18 protein-coding genes are annotated in these 18,402 nt (G+C 34.7%); 11 read left to right on the forward strand and 7 right to left on the reverse strand.

Annotated features, from left to right (window positions below):
* Positions 1-23: 23 nt before the first annotated feature.
* The 4 genes from ACIEHO_RS06505 to ACIEHO_RS06520 form a co-directional block, all read right to left on the reverse strand.
* Positions 24-395 carry a group I truncated hemoglobin gene (locus ACIEHO_RS06505; RefSeq protein WP_406969879.1) on the reverse strand — a complete coding sequence of 124 codons (372 nt, stop codon included), beginning with the start codon at positions 393-395 and terminating at the stop codon, positions 24-26.
* 39 nt (positions 396-434) lie between these two features.
* Positions 435-917: a YybH family protein gene (locus ACIEHO_RS06510; protein ID WP_406969881.1), complete on the reverse strand. Its 483-nt coding sequence runs from the start codon at positions 915-917 to the stop codon at positions 435-437.
* A 69-nt stretch (positions 918-986) separates the two neighbouring features.
* On the reverse strand, positions 987-1,535 hold the full coding sequence (locus tag ACIEHO_RS06515; RefSeq protein WP_406969883.1) for a nuclear transport factor 2 family protein: 549 nt from the start codon (positions 1,533-1,535) through the stop codon (positions 987-989).
* A gap of 125 nt (positions 1,536-1,660) precedes the next feature.
* On the reverse strand, positions 1,661-2,767 hold the full coding sequence (locus tag ACIEHO_RS06520) for a nickel-binding protein (RefSeq protein ID WP_406969885.1): 1,107 nt from the start codon (positions 2,765-2,767) through the stop codon (positions 1,661-1,663).
* Between the two features lie 139 nt (positions 2,768-2,906).
* On the opposite strand from ACIEHO_RS06520, the gene ACIEHO_RS06525 reads away from it, so the two are divergent.
* The 3 genes from ACIEHO_RS06525 to ACIEHO_RS06535 all read left to right on the forward strand — a co-directional run bounded on the left by ACIEHO_RS06525 (position 2,907) and on the right by ACIEHO_RS06535 (position 7,834).
* Positions 2,907-3,860 (forward strand): M20/M25/M40 family metallo-hydrolase, encoded by a 954-nt coding sequence (locus ACIEHO_RS06525; RefSeq protein ID WP_406969887.1) that lies wholly within the window; start codon positions 2,907-2,909, stop codon positions 3,858-3,860.
* On the forward strand, positions 3,853-4,536 hold the full coding sequence (locus ACIEHO_RS06530) for an SDR family NAD(P)-dependent oxidoreductase (RefSeq protein ID WP_406969889.1): 684 nt from the start codon (positions 3,853-3,855) through the stop codon (positions 4,534-4,536). Before ACIEHO_RS06525 ends, ACIEHO_RS06530 begins: the two co-directional genes overlap by 8 nt.
* A 73-nt stretch (positions 4,537-4,609) precedes the next feature.
* A complete protein-coding gene (locus ACIEHO_RS06535) occupies positions 4,610-7,834 on the forward strand; it encodes a T9SS type B sorting domain-containing protein (RefSeq protein ID WP_406969891.1) in 3,225 nt (1,074 codons plus the stop codon).
* Between the two features lie 19 nt (positions 7,835-7,853).
* Here the strand turns inward: ACIEHO_RS06535 and ACIEHO_RS06540 are convergent, their stop codons facing one another.
* Positions 7,854-8,492: a YdeI/OmpD-associated family protein gene (locus tag ACIEHO_RS06540; RefSeq protein WP_406969893.1), complete on the reverse strand. Its 639-nt coding sequence runs from the start codon at positions 8,490-8,492 to the stop codon at positions 7,854-7,856.
* Between the two features lie 97 nt (positions 8,493-8,589).
* Here ACIEHO_RS06540 and ACIEHO_RS06545 point away from each other — a divergent pair, with 97 nt between their 5' ends.
* From ACIEHO_RS06545 to ACIEHO_RS06580, 8 genes are all read left to right on the forward strand, one after another.
* Positions 8,590-9,186 carry a SprT-like domain-containing protein gene (locus ACIEHO_RS06545; RefSeq protein WP_406969895.1) on the forward strand — a complete coding sequence of 199 codons (597 nt, stop codon included), beginning with the start codon at positions 8,590-8,592 and terminating at the stop codon, positions 9,184-9,186.
* Between the two features lie 6 nt (positions 9,187-9,192).
* The gene (locus ACIEHO_RS06550) at positions 9,193-10,272 is read left to right on the forward strand and encodes a mannose-1-phosphate guanylyltransferase (RefSeq protein WP_406969897.1); all 1,080 of its coding nucleotides are present in this window, start codon (positions 9,193-9,195) and stop codon (positions 10,270-10,272) included.
* 2 nt (positions 10,273-10,274) lie between these two features.
* The gene (locus ACIEHO_RS06555; protein WP_406969899.1) at positions 10,275-11,753 is read left to right on the forward strand and encodes a DUF389 domain-containing protein; all 1,479 of its coding nucleotides are present in this window, start codon (positions 10,275-10,277) and stop codon (positions 11,751-11,753) included.
* 76 nt (positions 11,754-11,829) lie between these two features.
* Positions 11,830-14,247, forward strand: coding sequence for a glycoside hydrolase family 88 protein (locus ACIEHO_RS06560; protein ID WP_406969901.1), 2,418 nt, complete (start codon positions 11,830-11,832; stop codon positions 14,245-14,247).
* Between the two features lie 81 nt (positions 14,248-14,328).
* The gene (locus ACIEHO_RS06565) at positions 14,329-15,084 is read left to right on the forward strand and encodes a DUF6090 family protein (protein ID WP_406969903.1); all 756 of its coding nucleotides are present in this window, start codon (positions 14,329-14,331) and stop codon (positions 15,082-15,084) included.
* A gap of 214 nt (positions 15,085-15,298) precedes the next feature.
* Positions 15,299-16,033: a hypothetical protein gene (locus tag ACIEHO_RS06570; protein WP_406969905.1), complete on the forward strand. Its 735-nt coding sequence runs from the start codon at positions 15,299-15,301 to the stop codon at positions 16,031-16,033.
* A gap of 42 nt (positions 16,034-16,075) precedes the next feature.
* On the forward strand, positions 16,076-16,330 hold the full coding sequence (locus ACIEHO_RS06575; protein WP_406969907.1) for a hypothetical protein: 255 nt from the start codon (positions 16,076-16,078) through the stop codon (positions 16,328-16,330).
* A gap of 2 nt (positions 16,331-16,332) precedes the next feature.
* Complete coding sequence (locus ACIEHO_RS06580; RefSeq protein ID WP_406969909.1) at positions 16,333-16,776, forward strand: hypothetical protein; 444 nt, start codon at positions 16,333-16,335, stop codon at positions 16,774-16,776.
* A gap of 18 nt (positions 16,777-16,794) precedes the next feature.
* On the opposite strand, the gene ACIEHO_RS06585 is transcribed toward ACIEHO_RS06580, so the two are convergent.
* Complete coding sequence (locus ACIEHO_RS06585) at positions 16,795-17,562, reverse strand: ABC transporter ATP-binding protein (RefSeq protein WP_406969911.1); 768 nt, start codon at positions 17,560-17,562, stop codon at positions 16,795-16,797.
* Positions 17,562-18,299: an MlaE family ABC transporter permease gene (locus ACIEHO_RS06590; protein WP_406969913.1), complete on the reverse strand. Its 738-nt coding sequence runs from the start codon at positions 18,297-18,299 to the stop codon at positions 17,562-17,564. The genes ACIEHO_RS06585 and ACIEHO_RS06590 overlap by 1 nt, the downstream gene beginning before the upstream one ends.
* Positions 18,300-18,402: the final 103 nt, after the last annotated feature.

The following is an 18,402-nucleotide window of genomic DNA, read 5'->3' on the forward strand; positions in this document are numbered from 1 at the left end:
TTGTTTGGTTTATTATTAAATATTTACTTTGAAATTATCAAACCTTTCAATGACCATAGAATTGTCAAAACATCTTTTTTTGAGTCTTCATCTATATTGTTTTTATCAAGTGCCATAAAGATGTCGTCAATTGCATGCATGTATTCCGCTGGACTTATATTCATTCCAGTATGTGCCGCAATCATATCTTTGCCCTTGTAATTGTTTGGTCCACCACTTCCAGCTGTAAAAAAATCAATAGTATGATTTTTGATGGCGGCCATTTGTTCCGGTTTATCTTTATAGGGAAGGAACCTTGGACTAAGATGAGGGTTGTTAAAATGGTTGTTAACTATGTCGTCTACAATTATTGTAATCCCATTTTTACCACCTAATTTTTCAAAAAGTGTTTTCATAATATTATCTTTATTTTGGTTACCAATAATAATCTGTTATTAATGAACATTTAATGGGGAATGATGCTCGTGTACCATCTTCCAACCATCATTTGTATTTACAAACAAAAGAGTGATTTGGTCGTTTACAATAACTAGGTCTTCACCAAATTTTAAGTGAAAATCTGAATGGAATGTTAAATTCGCTACATGGCCATATACGGCAATTTTTAAATCTTTGGCATCAAACTTTACAACTTCAGTTACGGAGCCAAAAACACTACGTTCATGAGCTTCGTTTGCTTCACTACCATTTCTAGGTTCTCCGTTTTTGAATTCTGTAAACTTTGGTCCATAGGCATGAAAAGAAATGAGTTTATCGATATCTCCATCTTTAATACTTTGGGCAATAGCACCAAAGGTTTCCATGACCTCTTTCTCAGCTTTTGGGAATTGAGCATTTATAAGTTCACGTTGCGCAATTAAATTTATGGAAAAAAAACCAAAAATTATGATAAATGTAAATGTTATTCTTGTTTTCATAATAAAATATTTATGTGTTAAAAATTGATTGTGCTAATATTTACAGGATGCTTTTTGCTTGATAACCAGTTAGTTTAATGGTGAATGGTGCTCGTGAACCATTTTCCATCCTTTTTTTGTTTTAACAAACAGCAAGGTTATTTGGTCGTTTACAATAACAAGGTCTTCACCGAATTTTAAGTGAAAATCTGAGTGAAAGGTTAAATTGGCAACCTCCCCAAAAACGGCGATTTTTAAATCGTTTGCTTCAAATTTCACTACTTCTGTAACCGAGCCAAAAACATTACGTTCATATTCCTCGTTTGCATCACCTCCATTTCGGGGTTCACCATTTTTGAATTCTGTAAATTTCGGAGAATAGGCATGATAAGAAATGAGTTTATCCATATCACCTTCTATAATACTTTGTGCTATAGCTCCAAAAACTTGCTGTATTTCTAACTTGGCTTCAGAAAATTCAGGGGTTATAAGGTCTGGTATTTTTTTTGATGATTTTGCACTTGAGAGTTCAGAGGTGAGAAGATCGGTGATGCCTTCATCAGAATGACTATCATCATCGCATCCGGAGATGAATATTGCAATAACCATAATTAAGGCAATTTTTAAATTTGTTTTCATGATATATAGTTTTGTTGATTCTTATTTATCAAAGCTATAATTCGAGAAACAAACACACCTTTACATTTAGTTCAAAAAAGTAGAATTTTGAACCATATGAAAAATTCTAAATGAGATTAAGTTTTTTAAACGATATGCTGCTGAATATATTTTGAGGGGAGGATGCCGTATTTATTTAGAAAGCATTTAGAAAAATATGCTGCACTATTAAACCCTGTTTCAAAAGCAATTTCAGAAATGTTAGCTTCCTGCTTATGCATTAAGTTTAGTGCTTTGTGTAAGCGGAATTCTTTCAGGAAGTTATTGGGTGACAGCCCAGTTAAATTGGTAAGTTTTCTATACAGTTGTGATTTGCTAAAGCCTAGAGATTTACTGAAATCGGTCACATTAAAATTTGATTTATTCCAGATTTTTTCAACATAATCAATTAATTCGGTAAGAAACTTTTCCTCATTAGGTTTTAATGTTCTAATGATTTTATCATCAATCGCATTATTTCTGTTTTCACTTTCGTATAGCAACTTAACTTCTGTTGTAATCACGAGTTGCTCCTTAACAATTTCGCACATGCGGGTAGCTAGAGAAATAGACTCTTCAAAAATACTTTCTTTTGTAGTGATTGGAATACCAGAGCTTAGAGCAATATTTAATTTGCGTGTGGAAGGGTCGGGTTTAGGCGAAACATATTTGTATTGTCGTTGAATTTTTAAAGCCGATAAAATAGCATCAGTAACAGATTTAAAGGAAACTAAATACGTATTGTTATCCTTTTTTACGATGTTACCGTTAAATTTTTTTAGGGTTATAAATACGTTTTTGTGAAAATTTTGAGCAAATACCGAAAATTGATTGGCCTCAAGGCGGTTTAAGTAATTACTGGTTTCTATAACCATTAAAACTCTAAAAGCAGGGTCGTTTATTATATTCAGCTCTGTGTTTTTAGCTTTTTCTGGGTCTTCAATTCTTCCTAAAAAAGACTCCACAATGTTTCCTTCTACTTCAATTATTCGTAAAGGAACATCACCATGGGCTTTAGCATGCAAATCTTTAAGAGCTTGTTCATTAGGGGCTTCTATCAAACAGAAAGCCGTATGTCGTTTTTCATCACACCAATAAGTAAGACCACGGCAATTAAATTCGTGTTCAATTTTTAAATCGGCCTGGTGCATTTCTGCAACATGTTCAGCCGTAACACCATCTGGCATTTCATGGAGGTCTAAGTATATTGGCATGGTGTGAAGTTTTTAACAAATTAGTGATTATTAATGGTTTGTGCAAGGTAAATATGTGCTATGGTTTTTTGTGACAAAGCGCCATACGATTCACTGTGCTTTAATGAAGTTTACTATCTTTAGTTTTTAAATTTTTCTTATGAATAAGTTATTACTTTTGATTGTTGCATTGCTTTTTTTGGGTTGTGGGTCTCAAAAAAATATTTCGACAAATACAATAGAACAAATGCCGAAAACAGATATGAAATCGGCACTAGAGTATTTAGCTTCTGATGCCCTGCAAGGCAGGCAGACAGGAACAATTGGAATAGAAAAAGCCGCTACATTTATTGAACATGTTTTCAAAGAGAATAATGTGCCACCTTATTTTGAAACGTATCGAGATAGTTTTTATATTGACAACATTGTTGGGTATAATATTGTAGGTTATGTAGAAGGAAATGACGAAAGACTAAAAGACGAATTTATTATTCTTGGTGGGCATTACGACCATATTGGAACGGCAAAAAGCGTTTATGGTGATACAATCGCCAATGGAGCGAACGATAATGCATCTGGAACAGTCGCTATATTAGAAATGGCAAATTATATTGCTGCTAAAAAAAATAACAAGCGTAGTATAATATTTGTGTTGTTTTCTGCAGAAGAGATGGGGCTTTTAGGCTCTAAACATCTGGCAAAAAAGCTATTTGAGCAGGAGATAAACTTATACGCTATGGTTAATTTTGAAATGATTGGCGTTCCTTTTAAAAACCGAGATTATGATGCCTTTTTAACAGGATATGAAATGTCTAATATGGCTTCAAAAATAAACGAATATTTAGGAACTAAATTAATTGGTTTTTCTGAAGTGTCTAAAAAATACAATTTGTTTAGGCAGTCTGATAATGCTACATTTTATGACCTTTTTAAGGTGCCTTGTCAAACTATTTCATCCTGCGATTTGTCTAATTACAATTATTATCATCACGTCGATGACGAAATGGATAAATTAGATTATAGCCATATGGTAAGCTTAATTAATAAAGTATTGCCGGCAATTGAAAAAATGAGCCAAACACCAAACAAGGAAATTGAATTAAATAATGAATAAAAACATCATAATAACAGGAACCAGCAGAGGTATAGGTTTTGAATTGGTAAAATTATTTGCAGAAGCAGGGAATCAAGTATTGGCGCTTTCGCGGAACGAAAAACCGGTACAAGATTTGAAACTGAAAAACGTTGCATGTTTTTCATTCGATTTAAATGATGAACAAGCATATGCTAAGGTTGAAAATTTTATACAAGAAAATTGGAAACAAGTCGATGTATTAATCAATAATGCAGGCATGTTAGTGAATAAACCGTTTGCCGAAATTAACATGCAAGATTTTGAAAATGTCTATAGAACAAATGTTTATGGGGTAGCCGAATTAACAAGAGTGGTTTTGCCATTTATGTCTAAAAATAGCCATGTGGTAACCATAAGTTCCATGGGTGGCGTGCAGGGTAGTATGAAATTCCCCGGACTGGCAGCTTACAGTTCCAGTAAGGCAGCGGTAATTACTTTAACAGAGTTGCTAGCGGAAGAATACAAAGAATCAGGAATTTCTTTTAATGTGTTGGCATTGGGCGCCGTGCAAACCGAAATGCTTGAAGAGGCATTCCCGGGTTACCAAGCGCCAACTACAGCGTTAGAAATGGCTAAATATATTTTCGACTTTTCGCTAACAGGACAAAAATACTATAACGGAAAATTGCTGCAAGTTTCAAACTCTACACCTTAATACTTTAGCGCATTTTTTTGCTTTAAAACAGAAAAGAGTAAATAATTTAAAAGCTTTTTCTATTTTAGCTTATATGAAGAATATTCTTGCGTTTCTGTTTACGTTTTTTAGTATCGGATTGTCAGCTCAAATTACATTGTCTCATAATGTAGGAGATGTACCTATTGAAACAGGGATGCCTTCATGTGAAAGAGATGAATCATGGGCGCGTGTGTTTAAATTATCTGAATTTGGTATATCTAAATCGGAGCAGTTTATCATAAAATCGGGTCAGGTAGCCCTTAGTAAAGCACACGGAGGCGCATCTGTAGGGTTTGGGATTTTTAGTATTGATGGAGATTTTCCAAATTCCCAGCCACGGTATTTGGGAGGAGGTGGACTTTCAACCTTACCTGTAGTAAATGGGCCTCCTCAAATTTTTCAGACCGATTTCAATTACCCAATTGTTGTGCCTGCAACAGTTGAAAGAATATTGGTAGTAGTGACCAAAAGAGACGATTCTTACAACCCTAATTCCGCTGAGGTAGTCATTGCAGGAACTGAGCAGGATAATGCGGAATCGTGGTATTTAGGATGCAGAGAGTATTATAATTATGTGACGACCGAAAATCTTAATGACCCAGTTCCAAATGCAAACTTTTTTATAAATGTTACGGGTGAGAAATATAACAATAAAAGTTTAGGGTCAACTACTACTTTAACTCATAATGTTTGTGATCAGCCCATTTGGGTTAATCAGTATGGCTGTACAGGCGGGGCAATCAATTTTTCCAGAAGGTTTGTTTTATCTGATTTTGGAATATCAAATAATGAAGAGTTTGTCATAAAAAATGGACAAGTCGCTTTTTCTGCAGTAGGCGATTGGGACGTTAGGATTCAATTCAATATTTATAAAATTGATTCCAATTTTCCTGATTCGTTTTCTTCTACTGATTTAATAGGAAGTAGTCAAGTTTTAAGGCTGTTTTCTTCGAGTAATAGGAATAATCCAATAATTTATAATTTAGAATTTGAAAATCCAATAGTTGTACCTGAAGATGTAGAAAATATACTTGTTGAAGTAAATCATTTGTGGAGCACAGGTTATTCTGCAGCGTTCATTGCCGGTACTGAGTACGATAATGATGTTTCTTGGATTAAATCTAACACACCAGGATGCCCTCCACATGGATATTACGAATCAAGAGATATTAGTTATTATATCAACGTTACGGGAAACGTAAATCACGTGACCAACAACTTCGAGATGAACATTTCAAATATTTGTTCAGAATTTTTAAAAGAATTCAGTATCGAAAAAAAGGATAATGTGGCTTCCGTGGTGTGGAATTTTGGTGATCCCGCTTCGGGGATAGATAATACTTCGACAGATTTGTCACCATTCCACGATTTCTCTCAAGATGGTAGATATACCATTACAGCCACAGTTACAGGGAAAGATAGTTCAGTTGAAGTATTATCAGAAACCATCGACGTTAAAGAACCTCCAAATGCATATGGCATTGATGATATTTATGCCTGCGAAGATAATTTTGCAACGGGCTATTCATCAACTTTTGAAGTCTCAATGGTTGAACAGCAAATCTTGGGTAGTCAAACAAATAAAGTGGTAACCTATATAGATGGTTCTGGTAATGAATATGAAGATTTGCCCAACCCGTTTTCGAATACTATAAAAGATAGAGAAACTATTACTGTACGTGTTGCACATAATGATAACCCGTGCTGCTATTCCGAAATCACTTTCGATTTAATTGTAAATCCATTGCCTGATTTGGCAGAAATTGAAGATTTAATTGTTTGTGATAACCAAACTAATGGCTTTGCGCATTTCGATTTACAGAAAGTAAAGGATAACATTATAGGAGGCAATGCGAATCTTGGGGTAGAGTTTTACCATCAAAACAGTCAACAAGTCCAAGAACCCTTAAATAAAGTTGAAAACTTGGTGCCTAATGAAGAAGTTATACGTGTTCGTGCGACCAATACCATAACACTTTGCTTTAATGAAAGTACGTTCAAACTAAAGGTGAATCCTTTACCCGTGGCAAACATTTTATACGAACTAATTGGATGTGACGATAATAATGATGGTGTTTCTGAATATTTCGATACAACTGATGTTGAGACTGATGTATTAGGTAACCAAACAGGTATGGAAGTGTCGTATTTTGATGCCCAGGGAAATCAATTTTTAGGCCCGTTGGATAATCCCTACACGAACACAATACCAAACCAAGAAATCATTACGGTGCGTGTTACCAATCCCCAAACATTATGTTATGCCCAAACACCTTTAACTTTAAGTACGGCAACTCAACCCAGAATAAATAAGCCAGCTAACATTTACGCCTGTAATGAAGGTAATGGATTTGGAATTTTTAATACAACCTTAATTGAAGCTCAGCTCACAGAAAATCAAAGTGGCCTTGCTGTTTTTTATTTTGATGCAGGTGGAAACGTATTACCTAGTCCCCTGCCAGACGATTTTGAAAATACGGAACCTTGGCTTCAAACCATTACGGCTCGGGTTGAAAATGAATTGAATAATTTGTGTTATTCCGAAACCAGTTTTGATTTGGTCGTAAACGAATTGCCTAAAGTGGATATTGAAGAAACATATTTTCTATGCAATTTAGAGCCTTCTATGTATGTAAGTATACATGATGGTTTTGATAGCTATGTCTGGAAATTCCAAGACGGAACGGTGCTTTCATATACCAATGAGGTTGATTTGGTTGATGCTGGATACTATACCTTAACAATAGGAGAAAATACAAACGGAATATATTGCGAAAATAGTTATGATTTTGAGCTAATGCGTTCGGTGCTTCCAGAAATTGAAGATATCGAATACAAGGAACTTTCGGATGAAAATTATATAAAAATTATAGCCACAGGCGATGGAGATTTTGAATATTCGGTAAATGGTGTCGATTACCAAAACGGCAATGTGTTTACTGGTCTTCAAGGAGGTATATATACGGCTTTTGTTCGAGATAGATTTGGCTGTGGCGAAGACTTCAAAGAAGTGGTTGTTGTTAATTATCCTAAATTCTTTACCCCCAATGGAGACGGAATAAACGATGTTTGGCAAATTTTAGGGATAGCCGCATACCCCAACGCAGAAATTTTCATTTATGATAGATACGGGAAACTTTTGAAGCAAGTGTTTGCTAATAATACTGGATGGGATGGTACCTTTAAAGGACGAATGATGAATGCAACAGATTATTGGTTTACCGTTAAGCTGAATGAGAACCAAGAATTTTCTGGTCATTTTTCGTTAAAAATGTAACTTTTTTAAATTCGGAAAATTACTTTTTCATACCCTTATATTTATCATGCAATCCTTCACTGTTTAAAATCTTGCCTATGGATTTTTCAATCCGTGATATGCGTGTTTTAGATTGTTTAGGCGCTGAAAAGTATAGAATATACCCACGTTGTCGCCCAGGTGTTAACGCTTCAAAAGCAGATTTTAGCACCGGGTCTTCTTCAAATTTTTGTTCCAGTTCTTCTGGGATGGGTTCGGGGTTCTTTTTAAATTCAATTTTTAATCCTGCTTTTTCCATTTCAATGGCTTCATGAATGTAGGCTTCAATGTCTGCTTCTAAAGTTTTTATTTTTTCGGTATCTGTAAATTTAATAAGGCGCACGGCCTGTGAGTTTGCTCCAGGTTTTTCTAGGATATTTTTGGTGTCACTCAATAAAGCACCTTTAAAAAAGCTAATGGAACAATGGTTTTTGAATGCGCTTAGTATTAAAATATTCTTGTCGTTCAAAGTGTAGCAGGGCATGCCCCATTTCGATGCTTCATTTAAACCGCATTGCAAAACTATTTTTCTCAACAATTCCAATTCGGTAATCCATTGGTGGACTTTACAATCGGGGGTGCCGCCAAGTGAGCATCGCCCGCAGCCTTCAGCGAAATACTGTTCAACGGTTTGGGTCATTTTTATTATTTCGATTTATTTTATCTGAAACTAAGTTCAGTATTTTTTATTATAAAGTCAAGTTTAAATCTGGTAGAAATCCATTATTTTAGCAGTAATGCAAGAACAACTTCAAGATTATATCCCAGCCAAGGCCTTATTGAAAGTATTAATTTTACTGGAACATGATAATTTGGTGGTTAAAATAAAAAAAGAACGAAAAACCAGACATGGTGATTATTCCCGATTGCCGAACGGTAAGCATCAAATTACCATAAATTCAAACTTAAACCCCTATCGATTTTTAATTACGCTGGTTCACGAAATCGCCCATTTTGAAGCCTATAAAACCTTTGGTAATTCTATAAAACCACATGGTATAGAATGGAAAAAGACTTTTCTGCATTTAATGTTGCCTTTCTTAAACCCTGAGGTTTTTCCTAACAATTTGTTACCTTTATTAGCAAATCATTTTAAAAACCCCAAAGCGTCCAGCGATACAGATGCGCAACTAGCCCTAGCTTTAAAGGAATTTGACGAGCCCAATGATAAAAATTTTGTTTTTGAGGTACCTTTTGGTGCAAGATTCAAACTTTATAATGGGAAAATTTTCGAAATGAAGAATAAACGCGTGAAACGTTATGAATGCGTTGAGGTTAAAACTGGAAAATTGTATCTTTTCAATCCAAACGCTGAAGTAGAATTGATAAAATAAAAAAAAATGAATAAAAATTATTACGCCATTTTGATGGCAGGGGGGGTAGGATCTAGATTTTGGCCAGTAAGCACACGAGAATTCCCAAAGCAATTTCACGATATGCTGGGGACAGGCGATACGTTGATACAGAAAACATTTGGTCGTTTGGCCGATTTAATACCAAAAGAAAATATTTATATTTTAACCAACGAACGTTATAACGATTTGGTACTGGAACAGTTGCCAGAGGTTACCCAAAAGCAAGTGGTTTTAGAACCGGCCATGCGTAATACGGCGCCTTGTATTTTATACGCTTCATTGAAAATACAAAAGGAAAATCCAGATGCTGTAATGATTGTAGCGCCAAGTGACCATTGGATTGAAGACGAAAAAACATTTTCGAGTAATGTAAAGCAGGCCTTTGAGTTTTGTTCAAAAAATGATGCCTTGATGACTTTGGGTATTCAACCAACATTTCCTAATACAGGATATGGTTATATTGAGTTTGACAAAACTTCCCCGGAAGCGATAAAGGCGGTAAATCAGTTTAGGGAAAAACCAGATTACGAAACCGCAAAAATGTTTATTGCACAAGGAAATTTTTTATGGAATGCCGGTATTTTTATGTGGAGTGTTAAAAGCGTTATTAAAGCTTTTAAAAACAATCAACCAGAATTGTATCAGTTATTTGAAAGAGGAATTCCTTCTTATAACACCGGAGATGAATCAGGTTTCATTAAAGAGAATTATCCAAATGCCGAAAACGTATCAGTTGATTATGCCATTATGGAAAAATCGAATAATGTTTTCGTGATTGCTGCCGAGTTTGATTGGAATGATCTTGGAACTTGGGGAAGCCTATACGATAAATTGGATAAAGACAGCGATAATAATGCTGTAGTAAATGCTAGGACATTGGCCGAAGATGCTACAGGAAATATGATCAGTACACGCAAAGATAAAATTGTGGTTGTTGATGGTATTGAAGATTATATTATTGTTGATAAAGAAGAAGTTTTGCTTATCTTTCCTAAGTCAAAAGAACAAGATATTAAGAAAACCCTCCAGCAGGTAAAAGATAAGTTTGGAGAGAAATATGGCTAATTATGAGCGAAGAAAGCAAGTTTAATTTCTCTGAGGAAGAGGAGGAGAAAAAGAAGGCTAATGTCGAGCAATCTAAACAAGAAATTAAAAAAGAGGCTAAAGGTTTGTTGGCCAGTGTCAATAAATTTTTAAGCGAGCTCTTAGATTTTAGAGACGACACCGATAGAGATGCCACTATTCAGGCCATAAAGGCCGATATATCTTTTAAAGGCGCAACGGCCTGGATTTTGGTTTGTTCCATATTTGTGGCTTCTATTGGACTAAACGCCAACTCCACTGCTGTAGTTATTGGTGCCATGTTAATTTCTCCGCTCATGGGGCCTATTTTGGGTGTTGGGCTTTCTATTGCCATTAATGATATTGATACTCTAAAAAGGTCGCTGATTAATTTGGCCACCATGATCGTTTTAAGTTTAATAACAGCCTTTTTGTTTTTTTGGCTATTTCCACTAAGTGAAGAAACTTCAGAGTTGTTGGGTCGAACGCGTCCTGATATCAGAGACGTACTTATTGCCTTTTTTGGTGGTTTGGCGCTAATCATTGCCAGAACAAAAAAAGGAACCATAGCATCGGTGATTTTTGGTGTGGCTATTGCTACGGCCTTAATGCCTCCATTGTGTACCGCCGGTTATGGTTTGGCAGAAGGCAATTGGCTTTACTTTGGTGGTGCCATGTATTTGTTCACCATAAATACCATTTTTATTGCTTTAGCTACATTTTTGGTGTTAAAACTGCTAAGGTTTCCCATGCAGAAATATGCCAATTCCCATAAGCGAAGGTTTATTTCTAGAATCGCAACCGTTTTGGCAATAGTAGTTATGATTCCGGCAGTTTGGACGTTTATAAATGTGCTAACCGAAAGTAGATATCAACGAGATTATAATAACTTTATAAAAAACGAGGTTGAATCCAATAAAAGTCTGTGGCTACAGCGTCACAGCATGAATATGGGTAACAAAGCCATTTCTCTTTATTTCAATGGAGAATTGACAGAAGCTACGGTTAGCGATTTAGAAAATGAATTAAAGGGTTATGAAAATATCCAAAATTTTGAGTTAAATATTTCGGGCAATAAAAATAGAAGTTCTGATAAAATCCTGGAACTTTATGATAAAGCTACTGTTGAAATTGAGCAAAAAGATTATATCATCAAAGGACTTCGAGAAGAAATAGAAACCCTTAAAAATAATGTAGTGAGTTTAAACGGCCAATTAGAAAATAAGGCAAAAAATTCTGATGAAGTACTTTACTCTAAGGTAGCCAAAGACGCTAAAATTAAATTTTCTGATTTAGGATATTTCGGGTTTGCCAGAATGTTGGAATCTACAGATTTTATTAAAGTGGATACTGTTGAGGTTATAAGCTTAAAATGGAATGGAACCTTGTCTGATAGTCTCAGAAACAAAAAAAATAATGAACTTAAAGATTGGTTAAAAGAAACACTAAAGACTGAACGGTTGCTTTTGTTAAAAGAAGAATAAGCATTTAGAGTTTTCTTAAATTATTCCATATAATTATATTTACTTCACAAATAATTCAGCTAAACAAAACTAAAATATGAAACGGGTAGTATTTTATTTAATAATGACTTCACTGTTTTTTGCGTGTAAAAACCAAATCGAGATTAAAGACATTACAATTCCTTCATCAAAAAACGTATTAAAAACGGCTGAGAAAGTAGCCGATTGGCAAATTAAAACCTTTGAAGACCAAGGTAAATATAGAGCCTTGCCCTCTGGCAAAAGACAGCCTTGGCAAAACCGAATTAAACACCATGAATTAGATTGGACGAATGGAGCTCTGTATGCCGGAATGTTTGAACTCACAGAAGTTTCTCATGACCCTAAATACATTAATTGGCTAATTCAAGTTGGAGAAAGGAATAACTGGAGACTGCATCAAAGAATGTATCATGCAGATGACCATACTGTGGGCCAAACGTACCTCAACCTGAGAAGAGTAAACGGAAGAAGAGAAATGGTGAAACCTACTAGGGAACGCTTTGATTCTATCATGAAAAGTGATAAGGCAAACGAATACCACTGGGATTGGTGCGATGCCCTTTTTATGGCGCCTCCGGTTTGGGCAAAATTGGCCCAAATAACAAGAGATAGTACCTATTTAGAGTACATGGATAAACAGTATCACATGACTTATGATGAACTTTGGGATGCTGAAGAGCAACTCTTTTTTCGAGACAAGTCATATTTTGACCAAACAGAAAAAAACGGAAAGAAAATATTTTGGGCCAGAGGCAACGGATGGGTTTTTGGTGGTCTAGCAAATATAATCCCAGAGTTGCCAGATGATTGGGAGGGTAAGCCTTTCTACGAAAATTTATTCAAACAAATGGCCGAGACTTTGGTTAAAATTCAGAGACCAGATGGCACATGGTCGGCTGGTTTGTTAGGCGATATAAAGGATTACCCTAATGTGGAGACCAGTGGCACATCGTTTTTCACCTACGGACTTGCTTGGGGTATTAACAATGGCTTGTTGGATCAAGCTGTTTATGAGCCTGTGATGCTTAAAGCATATAATGCTCTTAAAAAATGTGTTAACGAAGAAGGTATGTTGGGCTTTGTGCAACCTATTGGTGCGGCACCTGGCGAAAGTTTTAAAGATTATACCGAGGTTTATGGCATAGGTGCATTTTTGGCTGCAAGCTCCGAGTTGTATAAATATCTTAATAAATTTTATCCCGTTGAGAAAGTAACCAACCACATAACTTTTATGGAAGATGGCGGTTGGTGCTGGTACCAAGACCCGAGAGCGGTTATAAGTAATGGAAAACTCATAATGGGAGGCATAAGCGGGCAGAGTGGCGATGTGCGATTAGGGGTGTATGATTTAGCCCATGAAAAAATCGACAGCACTCTTGTTTTAAGCGAAAACTTTCAGAGAGACGATCATGATGTACCAGCTTTTTTTAAAAGACCAGATGGGAGTTTGTTGGCAGTTTGGGCGAAACACGCCAATGAAAAAATTCATTATTATAACATTTCGGCTCCCAACGATTATTTAAAATGGGGAGAGCTTAAGGAATTCCATCATGATTATGACAGTAGAGTTGGGGTAACCTACATGAATCTGTTTTACCTAGAAAACGAAGGTAAACTGTATAATTTTTTTAGAGATGGATTAACTTTTAATCCTGCGTTTGTAACATCGAACGATTATGGTGAAACTTGGGAAAACAGAACCCATTTTATAGTTAACGATGTTTCGGGGTTTCAACGTCCGTATGCAAGATATATGCAAGTAGACAATAATACAATAGGGGTTTCTTATACCGATGGCCACCCCAGAAAGTATGGCAACAGTTTATATTATGTTGAATATCATGATAACAGTTTTTATAAGGTAAATGGTACTAAAATTAAAAGTTTAGCCGATGGCCCTTTGGTTACTATTGATGGTGAAAAGCTCTATACAGGAAGTGAAACCAAGGAGAAACCCATGGTAAATGAAAGTGTGCCAAACAGTGCATGGACGTGTGCTATGGAGAAGGATGGTGACAATAATCCACATATAGGCTACACACTTTATTTAAACGATAGTGATCACAGATACAGAATAACTTCTTGGGATGGCGTAAAATGGAATGACCGCGAAATTGCCTATGCCGGAAATTGCTTGTACAAAATTGAAAGTAGCTATACTGGTTTAATGACATTCGACCCAACGGATGTCACTAATGTTTTTATATCAACAGATGTTAATCCGTCAACAGGTGAAGACCTTGGTGGAACCCATGAAATATATCAAGCCAACATTGGCCCTAATGACGATATATCGACCATAAAGTGGAATCCTATTACATCCAATTCTTATTATAGAAATATACGACCAATTGTTGTTGCGGCTGAAGGTTATAAAGCGTTGTTGTGGCTTTATGGCCCATGGTACACTTATACAGATTACGATTCTAACGTGGTTGGAGTGATTATAGAAAAACCAGAACAGAAACTTTGAAAATAAGTAGTAAAATTGAAGAATATCCTTCTATGTATTATTTATAAATACCTGTGTTTTCGGTAAAACTTATGACTTTTTATGTTAAAACTATTTCGAAAAATTAGGCAAAAGCTATTATCTGAAAACAAATTCAGTAAATATTTGTTGTATGCCGTTGGAGAAATTGTTTTAGTGGTAATAGGTATTTTAATTGCATTACAAATCAACAATTGGAATGATGAAAAAAAGGATAGAGCCTTAGAAATAAAAATACTGAAGGAAATCCATTCCAACCTTGAGCATGATTTAAATGAAATTCAACATGACATTAGCGTTATGGATAGCGTGGATTTGGCATCCAAAAACGTCATCCATTTTTTGAAAACACAGGATAAACCAACGGAAGCATTTTATGATGATGTGGCCAAAATTAAAGTGGCACCACATTTTGATCCTAACAAAAGTGGTTATGAACTTTTGGTTTCAAAAGGTGTTGAAATTGTGTTGAAGGATAGTTTGCGTGCTGCTATTTCTGTGCTTTATGAGTCTGCCTATTCCTATTATGGTAAATATGAAGAAGAACGTATAAAGTTTAAAGCAGAACAAATCCATCCTGTATTGTTAAGATATTTTACGGCCGCTACGAAACCTGATTCTGTTTGGAAGAGTTCATTTTTCATAAACCTAGAAGATTATGGACTAATGAAAAATGAAGGCGTTTTTTTTAAGCTTGTTAATGCCGTAAATTTTGAAAACCATATGGTTTATGATCGGGCAAGTGTAACAGAAAGACATATTTATGGTTTAAAGGGATTAATTGAAGAAGAGCTGCAAAGTAAAGAAGTTAATTACTGATTTTCCTCCAAGTACATTTAGATTAAGTATTGGGTTTTATAGCCATTGATACTGCTTGATTAATTTTAAAATATACACACGTATATAGAATGAAGATTTATATCCTCTTTATTTAGCTGTTTTTTAATGGTTAGTGTCCAAATATAAACTACATTTGATTTACTTCATATTTCCAATTTGTCGTTAAGGTTTTTTGGATGAAAATAATAAGCCTATGAAAAATAATATATTGGTTTATGCTATTATTTTTCATCATTTATTTTGCATCGGGCAAAATTCTAGTCATCATAATTTAAGTATTTTAAATTTGGTATTGACTGTTGAGCAAGATTCCATTACTGTATCTCCGCAACATCAATTATCTAATTGGGGTTATGGGGTTGATTTAAATTTAGGTTATGGTTTGCTTTCAGGTGACTTAGAAAATAATTTAAAAAACTTTATAACCTATGGACTTTCGTTTACATTTGAATATAAAAAAATTGTTGTTCTTGGTTTGGGCTATTCTTATGGTGGCACTAGAACTAAGGAAGACATTCAATTAAATGGAATTGTTTGGGAGAATGACTTAAGAGCTAACATTCACCGTGGAGATTTGTTTATTGGACATGGACTACTAAACAATAAAGCTTTTAGAATGACTCCCTTTTTTGGGATGGCTCTAATAAAAATAACACCACACGAACCAAATAATTATGACTTTGATTTTGAAGACAGCATATTGTATGAAAAGGTAAGGTTTGATAAATTGGCATATTTGTTTGGGCTAATGTTGGATATTAAAACTACGCGCAACAGCAACGAGAGCAACATAAGCTATGGGGCAATTAGGCTTAAGTATTCATACTATATGCCTCATTTTGAAAAAAAATATAGTGTGTTTAACGGAAACATTCATTGCATTACAGTTGGTATAGGAGGGGTGTCAAGGAAGAATAAAAAAAAATAGCCATTTATTTTATTGCTTAAAATGTTTTAAAAAACTGAACATATGGGAAATAGCATCTCACTATGTTTAATGGGTGTTTGCAAGATAATTGGATTTAGTCAAAATTCGATTAACCAAAATTCTGAAACTATCAAGCAAGACTCAACATTTGTTTCTGATAATTTTCCATTGAATGATTGGAGTTATAGAGTGGGTTTATTTGCTAGCTATGGTGTGATTACAGATGATTTAGATGATAATTTTAAAATATTATGTTGTATGGAATTTCAGCGAGCTTTCAATATAAAAAGACTGTGACTTTGCATACTGGAGTTGTATTAGGATTAAGTAAACTTAAAGAAAATATCACTATTGATGATGGTATTTGGAATAAAGGATATAAGGCTGAAATTTTTATTCTTGAAGCTTCAGTTGGATTTCCTTTAATAGACAAAAAATCTTTTAAAATAGCGCCTTATTTTGGAATTGACTCAACAATTATTAACGGGAAAAAGGAAATATACCTATCAGATGCTTACAGGCTTGAGGAACGCTATAATGTTGAGTTTAATAATACCACTTTTCTTTTGGGCTTAAACTTTGATATTAAAATAAAACCAAAAATGCTAGAGTATTATTATGTAACAATAGGTTATGCCTATTATTTGCCAAATTTTGAAAAAAAATATGACCGGTTTAATGGTGATATTCATCTACTGTCTTTTGGATGGGGAAGATTTAGTAGGCCTAAAAAAAGAGTTTAAAAAAAAATTAAAAGTTAATTACTGATTTTCTTCAATATACATTTTACGGACTTTTTTAAATAGTTCTGAAGAATAAACAAAATCGGTAACCGCTTCGTTATCGGTTTTAAAAATAGTTTGGTTAGAACCTTCCCAAGCTTTTACACCGTCTTTTAAAAACACAATCTTTTCGCCAATTTCCATAACCGAATTCATATCGTGTGAGTTAATTACAGTAATAATTTGATATTCATCGGTAATTTCCTGAATTAAATTATCTATTACGATAGCTGTTTTAGGATCTAAGCCCGAATTAGGTTCGTCACAAAATAAGTATTTCGGATTGTTTACAATTGCTCTTGCAATGGCCACACGTTTTTGCATACCACCAGAAGCCTCGCTCGGCATTTTTTTATGTGCATTCTCTAGATTAACACGTTTAAGAACAAAATCGGCACGGTCTTGCATTTCACTTTTGCTCATTTTGGTGAACATTTGCAATGGAAACATAACGTTTTCTTCAATGGTCATAGAATCAAAAAGAGCACTTCCCTGAAATACCATACCTATTTCGGCACGAAGATTTCGCTTATCATCTTCAGATAGCTTCGAAAAAACTTTTCCATCATAGGCAATGGTGCCTTCTTCATATTCAAACAATCCTAACAGGCATTTTAAAAAAACCGTTTTACCAGAACCACTTTGCCCAATGATTAAGTTCGTTTTTCCTTTTTCAAACGTGGTACTAATGCCTTTTAAAATGTGGGCATCACCAAACGACTTATGCAAATCTTTAACTTCAATCATTAGCCCAGTAACATTTCGGTTAGTAAATAATTTAGTAAAATAATAACTACAGAGGTCCAAACAAATGCTGTTGTACTGGCTTTACCAACTTCAAGTGCACCACCTTTCATATAGTACCCGTAGTACGAGGGGATTGTAGCAAGCATAAGTGCAAAGACAAATGTTTTTATAAAGGCGTATACTACATGAAAAGTTTCGAAGTCGGTTTGAATACCCAAAATATAATCTTCCAATGTAGCATAACCTCCAAAAACGCAAGCTGCCATACCTCCAAGAATGCCTAAAAACATACCTATGGCTATAGCAAACGGGTATAATGTTAAGGCTATCGTTTTAGGGAAAACTAAATAGTTTAGTGAGTTTATACCCATAACCTCAAGCGCATCAATTTGTTCTGTAACGCGCATGGTCCCAATACTAGAAGTAATAAATGAACCCACTTTTCCTGCCATGATAATCGAGGTAAAAGTCGGGGCAAATTCTAAAATAACAGATTGTCTAGTGGCAAATCCCACTAGGTACCTTGGTATAAGTGGATTATCTATGTTTAATGCTGTTTGTATCGTGATAACACCTCCAACGAAAAACGAAATAAATGCAATAATACCTAATGAGCCTATAATAAGGTCATCAATGTCTTTTAAGATTAATGTTTTCATTACCGACCATTTGGTGGGCTTTCGAAACATTTCGATAACCATTAAAAAATAAGATCCAATATTTTTAAGGTAAGTCATATATAAATTTGTCTTCGCTAAAGTAAAAAAAAGTTAGAGGTATTTAACTTTAATTTTAAATTATGATGTTTTTAAATCAGTATTTTTGGTCAAAATTAAAAAA

This window comes from Flavisericum labens, assembly GCF_045446075.1.
Taxonomy (GTDB): Bacteria; Bacteroidota; Bacteroidia; order Flavobacteriales; family Flavobacteriaceae; genus Flavisericum; species Flavisericum labens.

Excerpts from the sequence above, each read along its gene's own strand:
- ACIEHO_RS06505 (WP_406969879.1), bottom strand. The coding sequence starts at position 395 with ATGAAAACACTTTTTGAAAAATTAGGTGGTAAAAATGGGATTACAATA.
- ACIEHO_RS06510 (WP_406969881.1), bottom strand. The coding sequence starts at position 917 with ATGAAAACAAGAATAACATTTACATTTATCATAATTTTTGGTTTTTTT.
- ACIEHO_RS06515 (WP_406969883.1), bottom strand. The coding sequence starts at position 1,535 with ATGAAAACAAATTTAAAAATTGCCTTAATTATGGTTATTGCAATATTC.
- ACIEHO_RS06520 (WP_406969885.1), bottom strand. The coding sequence starts at position 2,767 with ATGCCAATATACTTAGACCTCCATGAAATGCCAGATGGTGTTACGGCT.
- ACIEHO_RS06525 (WP_406969887.1), top strand. The coding sequence starts at position 2,907 with ATGAATAAGTTATTACTTTTGATTGTTGCATTGCTTTTTTTGGGTTGT.
- ACIEHO_RS06530 (WP_406969889.1), top strand. The coding sequence starts at position 3,853 with ATGAATAAAAACATCATAATAACAGGAACCAGCAGAGGTATAGGTTTT.
- ACIEHO_RS06535 (WP_406969891.1), top strand. The coding sequence starts at position 4,610 with ATGAAGAATATTCTTGCGTTTCTGTTTACGTTTTTTAGTATCGGATTG.
- ACIEHO_RS06540 (WP_406969893.1), bottom strand. The coding sequence starts at position 8,492 with ATGACCCAAACCGTTGAACAGTATTTCGCTGAAGGCTGCGGGCGATGC.
- ACIEHO_RS06545 (WP_406969895.1), top strand. The coding sequence starts at position 8,590 with ATGCAAGAACAACTTCAAGATTATATCCCAGCCAAGGCCTTATTGAAA.
- ACIEHO_RS06550 (WP_406969897.1), top strand. The coding sequence starts at position 9,193 with ATGAATAAAAATTATTACGCCATTTTGATGGCAGGGGGGGTAGGATCT.
- ACIEHO_RS06555 (WP_406969899.1), top strand. The coding sequence starts at position 10,275 with ATGAGCGAAGAAAGCAAGTTTAATTTCTCTGAGGAAGAGGAGGAGAAA.
- ACIEHO_RS06560 (WP_406969901.1), top strand. The coding sequence starts at position 11,830 with ATGAAACGGGTAGTATTTTATTTAATAATGACTTCACTGTTTTTTGCG.
- ACIEHO_RS06565 (WP_406969903.1), top strand. The coding sequence starts at position 14,329 with ATGTTAAAACTATTTCGAAAAATTAGGCAAAAGCTATTATCTGAAAAC.
- ACIEHO_RS06570 (WP_406969905.1), top strand. The coding sequence starts at position 15,299 with ATGAAAAATAATATATTGGTTTATGCTATTATTTTTCATCATTTATTT.
- ACIEHO_RS06575 (WP_406969907.1), top strand. The coding sequence starts at position 16,076 with ATGGGAAATAGCATCTCACTATGTTTAATGGGTGTTTGCAAGATAATT.
- ACIEHO_RS06585 (WP_406969911.1), bottom strand. The coding sequence starts at position 17,562 with ATGATTGAAGTTAAAGATTTGCATAAGTCGTTTGGTGATGCCCACATT.
- ACIEHO_RS06590 (WP_406969913.1), bottom strand. The coding sequence starts at position 18,299 with ATGACTTACCTTAAAAATATTGGATCTTATTTTTTAATGGTTATCGAA.